We start from the raw sequence: 13,573 nt of genomic DNA, 5'->3' as shown, positions 1-13,573 counted from the left end.
AAGGTGTTAAATTCAATCTTATTCGGCTGGACCGCCCAATGCAACGCTGGAATTCAGCTTCTGCGCGATCAGAAAATCATTGGATTGCATGAATGGCACCGGATTAACCGCTTTCCCGGAAATTCGTACTTCATAGTGAAGATGGCTACCCGTCGAACGACCGGTCGAACCCATGAAACCGATTAGATCACCACGCTTAACACGCGCATTTGCTTCAACATTGAGTCGAGACATATGACCGAAGCGAGTCTGAATTTCATTGCCGTGGTTGATTTCGATATATTTGCCATAGCCCCGCACCCACTGCGCCCGGCCAACAATGCCATCGGCGGTCGCATAAATTGGTGTGCCAATTGGCCCAGCCATATCAATGCCCTTATGACGGGCACGACGGCCCTTAAAGGGATCCGAACGGAAACCATAAGAACTGGTCAGCGTGAAATTTTTAACCGGCTTTCCAGACGGAATGGTATGTTTCACCGTCTTGGCCTTGCCTTGACCGCTCCAATTTTCAAAAATCAATTTGAATGCCGGGTCCGCTTCACCAAGAGCGCTGTCTGCTGCCCCGCTTTTCAAAACGTCAACCGGAACACTCGCTTCTTCAGCCTCTTCGGCTGATGCAGCGGTAGAAAACAGCATTGCTGATCCTAGAAAAGCGATTGCTGTGATCTTACGCACAGACTTTTGAAACAAAACTACTATGTTTTCGGTCATAAAATGATCGAACCTTATATTTGCGACCCATGATTTCCATGGAAATTATTCTATGTCAGGCACTCTGGCCCGATAATCATTTACGGGTGTAAAATCATATTGGTTAATTATTCAACACAAAGATAATAATCTTGAGTTAAACCGGCAGCTTGGCGCGCTGAGTCGTTGAAAGGAGGCTTTAACCCGCCCTTAAAGTGGGTTTTCACAAGCTGTTTCCAATGATCATATGGCGGTTGATTGTTACGCCTGCAGGCATATTCGAACCATTTTGTTCCATAGGAAACATGCCGGATTTCATCATTATAGATTCGGTTTAACACTTTCGCTGTCAGATGATCGCCCTGCTGCTTGAAACGCTCCACCGTCTCCAAGGTAACATCCAGCCCGCGGGCCTCGAGTACCATCGGAACAATGGCCAGACGCGCCGACGCATCATGGGCCGTATCCTTCGCCGTGTCCCAAAGACCATCATGCGCCGGAAGCGCGCCGTAAAAGCTATCCTGCTCGCGCAATCGCCGGTCAAGCAAAGCAAAATGCATCGATTCTTCCGCACCGACACGCATCCAGTCATCAGTGAACGCCCGCGGGAATTCACTGCCGAACCGGCCGATCATATCGAAGGCGAGATCAATGGCGACAAATTCAATATGGGCAAGAGCGTGTATCAGCGCGATCCGTCGGGGCACAGAAGTCCCCGTTCCGCGTCGCGGCATATCGCGCGGGCGCAAGAGCGCCGGTTGCTCGGGACGCGCTGGCATATCCGGCATCATGTCGCTGAACTCATGAGACAGCTTGCCTAGACGCCATTCCCGGGCAGCCTGACGGGCCGCCATCACCTTGGAAGCTGGATCGGCGGTTTGCAACACGCGCAAAACTGCGGTGCCCACTTCGGATCGTTCGGTCATTTCAAAAAGTCTAAGCCGCTTGTACCGCTGCCAGGACCTCTTCTGCATGGCCCTTGACCTTCACTTTCGGCCAGGCCTGGATAATCGTGCCATCTGGACCGATCAGAAAGGTCGAGCGAATGATACCCATATAGGTCTTGCCGTACATTTTCTTTTCCGCCCAAACACCGATTTTCTTGAGGAAATCCGTGCTTTCGTCAGATGCTATATCGACGGTCAGTTCCTGTTTGTTGATGAAATTCTGCTGCCTTTTCGGCGAATCGGCGGACATGCCCAATATGGCGGCACCAGCTTTCGCAAATTCCGGCAAAAGCGCCGAGAAATCTTTTGATTCGGTCGTACATCCCGGGGTGCTGGCTTTGGGATAGAAAAACAAAACCAGCTTTTTACCGGCATAGTCGGAGATTTTCACCAGGCTACCGTCGGGTGCTACCAGTTCCATGTCCGGAATTTTATCGCCTACATCGATCAATTTATGTCTCCTAATATTTCATCGGGGTCCGGCCGCAAGTGCCTGTTCCACTCGTCAATAACGCATTGCCGTGCCTGATCATAGCCATCCAAAAGCGCATTCCAGCTTTCTTGACCCGCGGCTCTTGCAATCAACCCGCGACTGGTCTCGGGTGGAAAATCACAATCCGGCGACATCAAGCGTAAAGCGACCAGCAAGCGTGTCATAAGCTCATGCGCAGTCACCATATCTTCGCCAAGATGACCGGCAGCCGCCAGAGCCCGGACCGCTGTGCCCAATTGCGGCGACAGGGCCGCGCCGGTCTTCAACTGCAGAAAATGGACGATAAATTCCCAATCGACCAACCCGCCTTCCATCATCTTGGTATCAAGCGGTCCTTTGGGCGGTTTATGCTCGACAATGTCCAGTCGCATTTTCCGGACGGCCTTGCGTAAAGCCTCCGGTTCGCGATCCTTGCGCAGAATCTCGTAAATCTCGTTCTGCAGTTCTGAACGAGCGTTTTTATCACCATAAACCGGACGCGCGCGTGTCAAAGCCATATGTTCCCACGTCCAGGCGCTGTCTCGTTGATATTTATAGAAGCTTTCCAGGGTGACGGCGAGCGGACCTTGCGTTCCGGAAGGGCGCAATCTGGTGTCCACTTCATAAAGTGGACCAGCGGCGGTTGGCACCGACAGCGCCGTCACAATCCGTGCCGTCAAACGGTTGAAATATTGGGTAGCGCCCAAAGACCGTTGGCCATCGGAATCGGCGCTATGGTCGCCGGTAAAAAGAAAGACCAAATCGAGATCCGAAGCATCGGTCAACGCCTCTCCACCCAGCCGACCGAGCGCAAGAATTAACAGCTCGCCGCCAGCAACCTTCCCGTGCGTTTCCTGAAACTCGGCGATAGTCGCATCGGCCAACACTTGGATCGCCGCCTCTGCCACCCGTGCATAGCCGGCTGATATATCCAGAGCATCATGGCGGCCTTCGATCAGTTGGACTCCTAAAGCAAAGCGTTTTTCACCAACCCGGGCACGCACGCGGTCCAGCAATATCTGATAGTCATCACCGGGCTCCGTACGGGCGAATTGTTGGGCCAGCACCTCGACGGACGGTGGCAGGTCCAAAGCCGTCGCATCAATCAAACCGTCGAACAGTTCCGCGCGCTGCGCCAACGCATCAGCCAGCACCGGCGCATGGCTCAAAATCTTCCCCAGTAAATCGAGCAGGCCGGGCCGGGCTTCCAAAATCCGGAAAAAATTGATCGCCGTCGGCAGCTTCTCGATCAAACTATCCAGCCGTGCCAGCGCCTGTGACGGATTGGGTGCTGCCGAAATCGCATCAACCAAGTCCGGTAAGATTGCTTCAAAAGACTCCTGCGCCGCAGCCGACCGCAATGCCGTCACCTTGCCGCTCCGCCAACGCTTGATAGCCTGAAGATAGGCATCAGCTTCCGAGAGGTTTTTGCTCGCCAAGAGCGCACCCAGCTTATCCTCATCTGCTGGCAGCAGCGCGCTGTCCTCGGGTTCGATCAAGTCATCATAAATCTTGCCAACCGCATCAACATGCGGCGCAAGCAGATCGAGCATTTGCTGACCGGTTTCCAATCCGTGCAGCCGCGCTACCCGGTCAAAAGCCGCTTCTTCATCCGGCAGACTATGGGTTTGTTGATCATTGACCATCTGCAACCGATGTTCGACGATCCGGTAGACTTCATATGCTTCGCCCAGCACTCTTGCCTTGTCCGCATCAATCCGGCCAGCGGCGGCCAAAGCAGCGAGAGCATCCCGTGTCGCAGGCACGCGCAAATCCGGTTGCCTGCCACCAAAAATCAACTGGTGCATCTGGGCATAAAATTCCGCCTCTCTGATGCCGCCACGCCCGCGTTTCAGATCAAAACCCGGTCCGAATATCTGCCCTGCGGCATAATGATCCCGAATTTGCGTCGAGACCGAACCGATATTCTTGATCGCCCCGTAATCCAGCGAACGGCGCCAGATAAACGGATTGATTGTTTCGAGAAAATCCTGCCCGAGCTGCTGATCACCCGCAGCCGCCCGCGAGCGGATGAAGGCTGCCTGCTCCCACGCCAGAGCGCTTGATTCATAATAGCTGATCGCGGCCTCCATCGGCAACGCCACGGGACTCACCTCCGGCGATGGCCGCAACCGCATATCAACCCGGAAAACATAGCCATCGGCGTCGCGGCTGTTGAGCGCTTCGACCAGTTGCTGGCCGATCCGCCGCGCCGCATCGCTGGGCTCCTCCCGCCCGCGCACAGGGATTTTATCCGGATCATAGATGAAGATCGGATCGATATCCGAAGAATAGTTGAGTTCCCGGCTGCCATGTTTGCCCAGCCCGATGATCGAAAAGCCCTCCAAGGCCGCATCGGGATAGCGGGCCGCATATATATCGGCGAGCGCTTCATCCAGCGCCCGATCGGCAAAATCGGATAGCTGTGTGATGACATCGGTCAGGGGCAGCCGCCCGGCCAGGTCGCCAATGGCCAGCGTTAGAGCCAGCGCGCGTTTTTCCTGCCGCAATTTTTGTCGCACGCTCTCCGCACCGTCGCCAGCACGACGGCTATATTCCATCGCCGCTTCGAAATTTTCTGCAGCCAGAAGATCTGTCAGCTCCGGCTGCACCTGCATCGCCATAGCAAGAAAAGGTGCGTTGTCCCGGGCGCGCTCAAGCGCATTTTGCAAACTGGTTTTCTCGGGCAACCCAGCGATCATGCGCGCAAATAGCCCGCACGGAATTTGCTAGCGAAATCGGAGAACGTGCCAGCCGCAATCGCATCGCGCATGCCAGCCATCAGCGATTGATAATAAGCAATATTATGCTCGGTCATCAGCATCGCGCCCAATATCTCCTTCGCCCGAATGAGATGGTGCAGATAGGCGCGGCTATAGTTCGCACAGACCGAGCATTTACAATTTTCGTCAAGCGGCGCGAGATCTTCGGCAAATTTGGCGTTGCGGATATTCAGTGCGCCCTGAGCCGTGAAGGCCTGCCCATTGCGGCCAGACCGGCTCGGCAGTACGCAATCGAACATATCCACGCCCCGCTCGACAGCACCGACAAGATCATCCGGCTTACCAACGCCCATAAGATAGCGGGGCTTGTCGGCGGGCAATTGCCCCGGCGCATAATCGAGCACGTCAAACATCGCCTCCTGTCCTTCGCCTACGGCCAAACCACCAATTGCATAGCCATCAAAACCGATGTCAATCAGCGCCTCCGCCGAGGCGGCGCGGATTTCCTTGTCTAAAGACCCTTGCTGAATACCGAATAGAGCCGCTCTCGCTGCATGGTCTTCGCCGCTGTCGAAACCATCCCGCGAACGTTTCGCCCAGCGCATCGAACGCTCCATAGAGGCCAATGCTTCGTCCCGCGTCGCGCCATTCTTGGTACACTCATCAAAAGCCATGACGATATCACTACCCAGCAATCTCTGGATTTCCATCGATCGTTCCGGGGTCAGCATATGCCGGGAGCCGTCCAGATGACTCTGGAATTCAACCCCATCTTCGGTCAGCTTGGTGAGGTCCGAAAGGCTCATCACTTGATAACCGCCGCTATCGGTCAGGATCGGGCGATCCCAGTTCATGAACTTGTGCAGGCCACCAAGCCGCGCCACCCGCTCCGCTCCGGGGCGCAGCATCAGATGATAGGTATTGCCAAGAATGATATCAGCGCCGGTCGCGCGCACCGAATCTGGCTTCATCGCCTTGACCGTAGCCGCGGTTCCTACCGGCATGAAAGCAGGCGTGCGAATATCCCCACGCAACATGCTGATCTTGCCGGTGCGCGCCTTGCCGTCGGTGGCGGCAATCGAGAAGGAAAAGCGATCAGCCATGAAAATGGCCGGCCTCCGCTTCGAAAGCAGATTTTACGGGCTCAATTTTGTGTTTTTCTGTTGTTGGTGTAACCACTGGCTTGTCCTGTCCGAATATTTCGACATCTGTGCAGGATGGAAACAGATTCTCAAAGACCTAAATCGGGAGTATTTTATGACAAAAGCAACGAAACTTGGTTCAGCAGCCACCGCATTGATCGCGGCTGCCGCTCTTTCCGCCTGTTCCGGCGGCGCCAATGAAGCAGCCAGCGAAAATGCTGAAGCATCAAGCGGCGAAGCGACAGAAGTCGTAGCAGCAGAAAAAGAAAAATGCTTCGGCATCGCCAAAGCGGGCGAAAATGATTGCGCCGCAGGCGAAGGCACTAGCTGTGCAGGCACTTCAATGGTCGATTATCAGGGCAATGCTTGGAAATATACCGATGCGGGTGACTGCGAATCGATCGGCGGATCGCTCACCGAAGTCGCTGACAATGACCCGCCAGTCGCACCAGCAGCTGTCGAAGGCTAAACGGCCAACATTAGAATTTAAAAAAGGGCGGTTCTCGCGAACCGCCCTTTTTTATTTCACATGGCAGGCGGTTAATCGCCACCTAAAGGGACGCCTAGGCTGCCCCGCTAACCGATTTCATTTCCATGAAGTCTCTCAGACCATAGACACCGCCCTCACGGCCATTGCCGGACTGCTTATATCCGCCAAAGGGCAAGCCAGGGCTCGGCCCCCAATTGTTGACGATGACCATACCGGCTTTCAACTGTGGTGCGATAGCACCGGCTTCGGCAGGATCGCCCGAAATCACCGCTGACAGGCCATATTCCGTGTCATTTGCAATCTCGATCCCTTGCTCCAGCGTATCATAGTCCATCAATGTGACCACAGGACCGAATATTTCCTCTTTCGCGATCCGCATATCGGGCGTGACACCACTGAAGACGGTCGGTTTGACATAATAGCCGCGGTTCACATTGGTGGGCAGATCCGGGCCGCCGGTTTCGAGCGTGGCGCCCTCGTCAATCGCGGATTGAATCAGGTCCTGAATCTTGCTGTGCTGGGCCTTGTTCACAACTGGCCCCATATGTCCGCCTTCCACCGTCGGGTCACCCACTTCCTGACTGGCGACGATGTTTTTGACCACGGCAACGGCCTCGTCGCTTTGATCTTTGTGAACCAAAACGCGGGTCGGCGCGATACAGCTTTGTCCGGTATTGACCATCACTCCGCCAATAGTCGGCGGCAATACTTCTTCCAGTTTCGCACCAGGCAAGACCAGATTAGGTGACTTTCCGCCCAGTTCCTGATGCACGCGTTTGACGGTATCGGCGGCGGCTTTGGCCACCAAGATCCCGGCGCGGGTTGAGCCAGTGAAGCTGACCATATCCACATCCGGATGCGAAGAAATCGCTGCGCCAACGGTTGGACCATCGCCTTGCACCAAATTGAAAACGCCCGCCGGAACACCCGCAGCATCCATCACCTCTGCGAGGATAGCGGCACTGCCCGGACATTCTTCCGATGGCTTCAATATCATCGTATTGCCGCCCGCCAGTGCCGGAGCCACTTTCAAAGCAATCTGGTTCAACGGCCAGTTCCATGGCGTGATCATACCAACCACACCGATAGGCTCATAGAGGATGGTATTCTCACCAACCGTTTCGGAAAACTCGAAATTTTTCAGCGCTTCGAGCGTCCCCATGAACCCGCCGAGACCGGCTGGCGCTTGCGCTGCATTGCCGAGGCTGACCGGAGCGCCCATTTCGACCGACAAAGAGGCGGCAATATCCGGCATACGCTTTTGATATTCCTCGATGATCCGGCCAAGCAGTGCCAAACGCTCTTCGCGCGACGTCTGGCTGAAGGTTTTAAAAGCTTCTTTCGCTGCGGCAACAGCGGCATCGACATCGGCCTTGGTGCCCAAAACGATTTTGGTGCCGGGCTCTTCGGTCGCCGGATTAATGACCTGATGCGGCGTACCTCCGATAGAATCGACCCATTGGCCATTGATATAATTCTGCTCGTAGCTATCCATTGTCATCTCTCCAGTTGCCAGATTGTCTGTAATATTGCGTCACCATGCCCTGATTCGGCTTGGCATTCCACTAGCAACAAGGCCAGCCCGATCTTAGCGTGCCGGCAATAGCAAACTGGAATCCCCATAGCTGTAAAAGCGATAATCATGGGCGATGGCATGGGCATATGCCTCTTGCATCGTCTCCAGTCCCATCAGCGCGCTAACCAGCATGAACAGAGTGGATTTTGGCAAATGGAAATTGGTCATCAAGCCATCGATCGCGCGGAATTTATAGCCGGGCGTGATGAAAATATCGGTATCGCCCTCGAACGGCTGGATGATGCCATCTTCTCCGGTCGCACTTTCTAGCAGGCGCAGGCTGGTGGTACCGACCGCAATCACCCGGCCTCCAGCCTTGCGTGCGGCGTTCAGGCGGTCTGCGGTTGCGGCATCAATGCGGCCCCACTCGCTGTGCATCTGATGCTTGTCGGTTTCTTCCACCTTCACCGGCAGAAAAGTACCCGCCCCAACGTGCAGGGTCAGGGTTTCGCTGCCAACGCCGGCGGCCACTAGCCCGGCCAACAAATCGTCTGTGAAATGCAGCGCCGCAGTGGGTGCCGCGACCGCACCCTTTTCCCGGGCGAACATGGTCTGATAATCATCCGCGTCACGCTCATCGATCGCGCGCTTGCTGGCAATATAGGGCGGCAATGGCATGGTGCCCGCCCGTTCCAGCAGCAGTTCGACCGGCTCCTCACCAAGGAAGTGCAATATGAAACTGCCGTCTTCCAGCTTGGCTTCCGCTTCTGCTGATACGTCCGATCCGAAATCGACGACCTCGCCAACGCGTAACCGCTTGGCGTTGCGGATGAAGGCCTGCCAGCGTCGCAAATCCACCCTTTTGTGGAGCGTCGCACCGATTTTGGCTTCCCCACGCCTGCCTTGCAGTTGCGCGGGAATGACCTTGGTATCGTTGAACACCAATATATCCTGCGGGCCCAGCAGTTGCGGCAAATCGCTGACAATATGGTCGGATATTCGGCTACCGTCGACCTTCAGCAATTTCGCGCTATCGCGCGGAACGGATGGGCGCAGTGCGATTCGGTCCTGCGGCAGCGCAAAGTCGAAAAGATCAACGCGCATAGAGCGGCCTAAGGCTGGATTGGTGCGTTCAGGTCATTCACCGAAACGGGCGCTTCGGAAACGACCGTGCGGGACCCCGGCAAAACAGGCGATTTATTGTCGGCAGCAATCGATGCCTGCAATATCCGGCTGGGGTTGAGGGGTGGCTCGCCACGCTGGATCATGTCCACATATTCCATGCCGGAGGTCACACGGCCAAAGACCGTATATTTGCCGTCCAAAGAAAAGCGTGGGTAAAAGACAATGAAGAACTGGCTATTCGCACTATCTTCGCTCGCCGCCCGCGCCATCGAAACTACGCCTCGGACATGCGGAAAGGAACCAAATTCTGCTTTCAGGTCCGGCAATTCGGAGCTGCCGGTGCCGGTGCCAGTGGGATCACCGGTCTGCGCCATGAAACCTTCGATCACGCGGTGGAAAACGATACCGTCATAGAAACCCTGCCGCGCCAAGGTCTTGATCCGTTCCACATGATTGGGAGCCATGGCGGGAAACAATCTGATCGTCACCCGGCCACCGGTGGACAGATCGAGGTGTAGGATATTCTCTTCAGCCGGCACGGATACGGGCGCCGGCGCCTGCTCCTCTACTTCCTGTGCATATGCAGCAGCAGAAGCAAAAAGCAGGGCAGAGACAGTCAGAAAAAATTTACGCAGCATGGCATACTCGCTTGATATCGCGGATTGGAGAATTAACAGGCCTTTGAACGATTCTACCTTTCACTGCAATGAATTGCTCGCGATGGCTATTGATCGCCCTTGAGACCGATTTTTTTGACCCGGTCGGTGATTTCATCGGCCACCGGCGGCGTCACAAATTTGTGAATCTCGCCACCGAACATGGCGATTTCCTTCACCAGACGCGAGGCAATCGGCTGCAACGAAACATCGGCCATCAAAAACACCGTTTCAATATCGCCATTCAATTGCTGGTTCATGCCCGCCATCTGATATTCATATTCAAAGTCGGCCACAGCGCGCAGTCCGCGCACAATCACGCTAGCACCCTGTTTTTCAGCAAATTTCATCAGCAGCATATTAAAGCCGACAACTTCGACGCCGTCGCCCAGGTGGGCCGTTTCCCGCCGCACCATCGCCAGTCGCTCTTCATCGGCAAACATCGGCGATTTCGAAGGATTGGTGGTCACGCCAATCACCAGCTTGTCGACCAGACACATGCCGCGCTTGATAATATCCATATGCCCCAATGTAATCGGGTCAAAAGTCCCCGGATAAATACCGATTCTCATTATTTTTCCTTCCGCTCAGCGGTCTCTTTCGATTGTATATTCGGCAATAGCGCGAAGCAAATCCGCTTCTTCGCCATAGCCCTTCAAATGTGATTTGGCTTGATCCACCAGCATCTGGGCCTGCTCTTTTGCCCGCTCCAGCCCCATCAGACTGAGAAACGTCTCTTTGCCGGCCTCGGCATCTTTATGCAGCGCCTTGCCGGCGATTTGCTCGTCACCTTCGACATCCAATATGTCGTCAGCAATCTGGAATGCGAGACCCAGGTCATGGGCATATCCACGAAGGCTCGTGCGACCATCGCTCGGCACGCGGCCCATGATCGCGCCAATTTCAACACAGGCTGCAATCAATGCGCCGGTTTTCAACAGCTGAAGCCGGGTCACCGTCTGCAGATCAAATTTCGATTTTTCTGCCACCAGATCCATCATCTGACCACCCGCCATACCAGCCGGACCGGCAGCTTTGGCGAGACAGGCCGTCATTTCAGCGCGTACAAATGGATCGCTATGGGTACGCTCGTCCGTCAGCAATCCAAAGGCCAAGGCGTGCAGTGCATCGCCCGCCAGCACCGCTGCTGCTTCGCCATATGCGATATGGGTCGTCGGCTTGCCCCGGCGCAGGTCGTCATCGTCCATACAAGGCAAGTCGTCATGGATCAGCGAATAGACATGCAGGGCCTCTACCGCCGTGGCGGCGCGGATAGCACAGGATTCATCGACGTTGAACAATCCGGCGGTCGACATCACCAACAATGGTCTCAGCCGTTTACCGCCGCCAATTGCGGCATGGCGCATCGCTTCGTATAATTCCCGGCGGGCGTCATCCGGGACCTGCAAAAGCGCATCAAACTGACCATCGATAGCGGTGGCAATTCGCCCCATTTCCCGCAAAAGATCAGAATTGTTGTTAGCCGCCACCGGCTCAGTCCGCGTCAAAAGGTGCAGTGGCTTGCGGTTTACCATCGCGGTCGAGTGTAATTTTTTCAATTTTGGCCTGCGCCGCTTCCAGCCGTTGCTGGCACAGTCCGCGGAGCTTCTCACCCTCGCTATAGAGCGTAATCGATTGGTCGAGCGGCACATCGCCGCTTTCCAATTTGCGGACGATATCTTCAAGGCGCTTCAGCGCATCTTCAAAATTCAGCGTGGAAAGATCTTCTTTGATTTCGCTCATAGCCAATTTCAATGACGCTGCTTTCCCGCGCGGTCAAGAGCACAGCTTCACTTATTACGCAACGGAGTGTAGCCTTTCCAAAACAACGGAGAAGAATTCATGTTCATCGGTCACTTCGCCCCCGCCATGGTTGCAGCCACCCACCCCAAGGCGCCTGGACTGGGAACCCTATTTGTGGCCGGACAGCTTTTGGATTTCGGATTTTTCGGCCTCGCGCTGGCTGGCATAGAAAAGCTCCGCATCACGCCAGGAATCACTGAGATGGTGCCGTTGGATCTCTATCATATGCCTTATACGCATAGCCTGCTGGGAAGCGCGATTTGGGCCGCAGGATTTGCGCTGCTGATTTGGCTGTTCACCCACAACAGAACCGGCGCGATCATTGGCGGCCTTGTGGTGATATCCCACTGGCTACTCGACTTGCTGGTTCATGCGCCAGATCTGACGCTTGCCGGGTCACCCCCCAAATTGGGCTTTGGTCTCTGGGATTACCCGTTGATTGAGATGCCGCTCGAACTGTTGCTTACCTTTGGCGCATTGGCCTTCTTCGTGGCACGTACCCGTCCCATTGCCCCAAGCTCCAAATTTGTCTTAGTCCTTTTGGTCATATTGCTGGCAGTTTTTCAGGCGGCTAACTGGTTTGGACCCGCACCGGAAGTCGCGGATACCAACATGATGATCACCGCCCTTATTGCCTTCACCTTTGCGTCGATCGTGGCTGCCCTCGTTGGCAAGACGCGAATGTTAAAACAGATGTGAGCCGCAAAGCAGAAAAGAGACAAATATGACCCAATATATCGCCGCCTATTTCATCGCCGCCATCGTCTTTGGCATTCTCGATTATCTCTGGCTCAGCAATATGGCGGGGACCTTGTACCGGCCGGTCATTGGCGAGATAATGGCCGATGAATTTCGCAAGGCACCGGCGATGCTCTTCTATGCCATCTATTTATTCGGCATCGTCTGGTTCGGGATCAAGCCTGCGCTGGCCAGCGGTCAATGGACCACAGCCCTGCTCAACGGCGCGCTATTTGGAGGGATCGCTTACGCGACCTATGACCTGACCAGCCAAGCAGTACTAAAGGTCTGGTCTTCCAAAATCAGTCTCTATGATATTGCCTGGGGGACGTTCGCGACCGGCGTGACCGCCGCACTAACCGCCTATCTGGTGCTCCGGTTCGTCAAAATTCCGGCGGCCTAACGGTTCAGCCTTTTCGATTTCGTCGTCAGACCCTGCATTCTCTTCGGCAGCAGAGATAAGATTTCCTGCTGCCGATCAACCGTTGCGGATGCCCATTCCCCGATTTCGGACAAATTACGCCCGCACCCGATACACAGGCCGCTAGGCCGATCGATGGTACAAATGTCGTTGCAGGGTGATTTCAAGAGGACAGCTGTTCGTCTATCTGCCCCAAACGTTCTTTGCCGAAATACATCTCGCCTTCGACATATATGGTCGGAATGCCAAAAGCGCCCCGCTCAACTACTTTTTCGGTATTATCGATCAAGGCTTGTTTGATCGCCGGATCTTGGGTCCGTGCCAAAAGATCGGCTGCGTCGAAACCACCATCCTGCAATATTTTACCGAGCGTTTCGCTATCGGTCACATCCAAACCCTGCTCCCAAATGCCCGGCAAGAGTGCCTCGACAAAGCCTGCGCGTTTCTCCGGTTCCAGCGCAATCAACATCCGCAAGAGCGTGATCGTGTTGAAAGGAAAATGGGGGTTCATCTTAAATTTGCTAAGACCATGTTTTTTCACAAAACGGCCGAGTTCGAGCATTGCATATTCATTCTTACCCTTCACCTCAGCATCCCGGACGAACGGCGGCGCATTGCCGGTCAACTTGTGCATGCCACCGAGAAAGGCCGGGGTAATTTCGAGCGTCGCACCATGTTTCTCGGCAAGCGCTTTCAGCGGCTGCCAGATCAGATAGGCATTAGGGCTCACGAAGTCGAAAATAAGCTCGATAGTCTTGGACATGGTGTCTCTCCTTTGAGCCTATCCTTAAAGCAGCGACACGAAACATCAATTCCCTCTAGGCGAAATTGTCCCGCCTCGTTAAAG

Annotated in this window: 15 protein-coding genes; 3 read left to right on the top strand and 12 right to left on the bottom strand. The window is 54.9% G+C overall.

Going from position 1 to position 13,573, the window contains the following annotated elements:
• Window positions 1–18: 18 nt before the first annotated feature.
• The 5 genes from ABJG22_RS05790 to tgt all read right to left on the bottom strand — a co-directional run bounded on the left by ABJG22_RS05790 (window position 19) and on the right by tgt (window position 5,938).
• Window positions 19–639 (bottom strand): M23 family metallopeptidase, encoded by a 621-nt coding sequence (locus ABJG22_RS05790; protein WP_348019306.1) that lies wholly within the window; start codon window positions 637–639, stop codon window positions 19–21.
• Window positions 640–821: 182 nt separating this feature from the next.
• A complete protein-coding gene (locus tag ABJG22_RS05785) occupies window positions 822–1,619 on the bottom strand; it encodes a ferritin-like domain-containing protein (protein ID WP_348019305.1) in 798 nt (265 codons plus the stop codon).
• 10 nt (window positions 1,620–1,629) lie between these two features.
• Window positions 1,630–2,091 carry a peroxiredoxin gene (locus ABJG22_RS05780; protein WP_348019304.1) on the bottom strand — a complete coding sequence of 154 codons (462 nt, stop codon included), beginning with the start codon at window positions 2,089–2,091 and terminating at the stop codon, window positions 1,630–1,632.
• The gene (locus ABJG22_RS05775; RefSeq protein WP_348019303.1) at window positions 2,088–4,814 is read right to left on the bottom strand and encodes a bifunctional [glutamine synthetase] adenylyltransferase/[glutamine synthetase]-adenylyl-L-tyrosine phosphorylase; all 2,727 of its coding nucleotides are present in this window, start codon (window positions 4,812–4,814) and stop codon (window positions 2,088–2,090) included. Before ABJG22_RS05775 ends, ABJG22_RS05780 begins: the two co-directional genes overlap by 4 nt.
• Entirely contained in the window at window positions 4,811–5,938 is a 1,128-nt protein-coding gene (gene tgt, locus ABJG22_RS05770) for a tRNA guanosine(34) transglycosylase Tgt (protein ID WP_348019302.1), read from the bottom strand. The genes ABJG22_RS05775 and tgt overlap by 4 nt, the downstream gene beginning before the upstream one ends.
• 154 nt (window positions 5,939–6,092) lie before the next feature.
• On the opposite strand from tgt, the gene ABJG22_RS05765 reads away from it, so the two are divergent.
• Window positions 6,093–6,446, top strand: a complete 354-nt coding sequence (locus tag ABJG22_RS05765; RefSeq protein WP_348019301.1) for a DUF2282 domain-containing protein — start codon at window positions 6,093–6,095, stop codon at window positions 6,444–6,446.
• 94 nt (window positions 6,447–6,540) lie between these two features.
• On the opposite strand, the gene ABJG22_RS05760 is transcribed toward ABJG22_RS05765, so the two are convergent.
• The 6 genes from ABJG22_RS05760 to ABJG22_RS05735 all read right to left on the bottom strand — a co-directional run bounded on the left by ABJG22_RS05760 (window position 6,541) and on the right by ABJG22_RS05735 (window position 11,507).
• Entirely contained in the window at window positions 6,541–7,962 is a 1,422-nt protein-coding gene (locus ABJG22_RS05760; RefSeq protein ID WP_348019300.1) for an aldehyde dehydrogenase family protein, read from the bottom strand.
• Between the two features lie 93 nt (window positions 7,963–8,055).
• The gene (gene queA / locus ABJG22_RS05755; protein WP_348019299.1) at window positions 8,056–9,087 is read right to left on the bottom strand and encodes a tRNA preQ1(34) S-adenosylmethionine ribosyltransferase-isomerase QueA; all 1,032 of its coding nucleotides are present in this window, start codon (window positions 9,085–9,087) and stop codon (window positions 8,056–8,058) included.
• Window positions 9,088–9,095: 8 nt separating this feature from the next.
• Entirely contained in the window at window positions 9,096–9,746 is a 651-nt protein-coding gene (locus tag ABJG22_RS05750) for a peptidylprolyl isomerase (protein WP_348019298.1), read from the bottom strand.
• 86 nt (window positions 9,747–9,832) lie between these two features.
• Window positions 9,833–10,336 (bottom strand): pantetheine-phosphate adenylyltransferase, encoded by a 504-nt coding sequence (gene coaD, locus ABJG22_RS05745; RefSeq protein WP_348019297.1) that lies wholly within the window; start codon window positions 10,334–10,336, stop codon window positions 9,833–9,835.
• Between the two features lie 15 nt (window positions 10,337–10,351).
• The gene (locus ABJG22_RS05740) at window positions 10,352–11,218 is read right to left on the bottom strand and encodes a polyprenyl synthetase family protein (protein ID WP_348020305.1); all 867 of its coding nucleotides are present in this window, start codon (window positions 11,216–11,218) and stop codon (window positions 10,352–10,354) included.
• Between the two features lie 40 nt (window positions 11,219–11,258).
• Window positions 11,259–11,507, bottom strand: coding sequence for an exodeoxyribonuclease VII small subunit (locus tag ABJG22_RS05735; RefSeq protein WP_348019296.1), 249 nt, complete (start codon window positions 11,505–11,507; stop codon window positions 11,259–11,261).
• 99 nt (window positions 11,508–11,606) lie between these two features.
• Between ABJG22_RS05735 and ABJG22_RS05730 the strand changes: the two genes are divergently transcribed.
• Together ABJG22_RS05730 and ABJG22_RS05725 are read left to right on the top strand one after the other, a co-directional pair.
• Window positions 11,607–12,266 (top strand): hypothetical protein, encoded by a 660-nt coding sequence (locus ABJG22_RS05730; protein WP_348019295.1) that lies wholly within the window; start codon window positions 11,607–11,609, stop codon window positions 12,264–12,266.
• A gap of 25 nt (window positions 12,267–12,291) precedes the next feature.
• Window positions 12,292–12,708, top strand: coding sequence for a DUF2177 family protein (locus ABJG22_RS05725; protein ID WP_348019294.1), 417 nt, complete (start codon window positions 12,292–12,294; stop codon window positions 12,706–12,708).
• A 181-nt stretch (window positions 12,709–12,889) separates the two neighbouring features.
• On the opposite strand, the gene ABJG22_RS05720 is transcribed toward ABJG22_RS05725, so the two are convergent.
• Window positions 12,890–13,489: a 2-hydroxychromene-2-carboxylate isomerase gene (locus tag ABJG22_RS05720; protein ID WP_348019293.1), complete on the bottom strand. Its 600-nt coding sequence runs from the start codon at window positions 13,487–13,489 to the stop codon at window positions 12,890–12,892.
• Window positions 13,490–13,573 lie beyond the last annotated feature (84 nt).

The sequence above is a fragment of the Parasphingorhabdus sp. genome, from assembly GCF_039939955.1.
Classification (GTDB): Bacteria; Pseudomonadota; Alphaproteobacteria; order Sphingomonadales; family Sphingomonadaceae; genus Parasphingorhabdus.
Note: the sequence above shows the minus strand (reverse complement) of the source record. Positions and strands in the feature narration are given on the sequence as shown.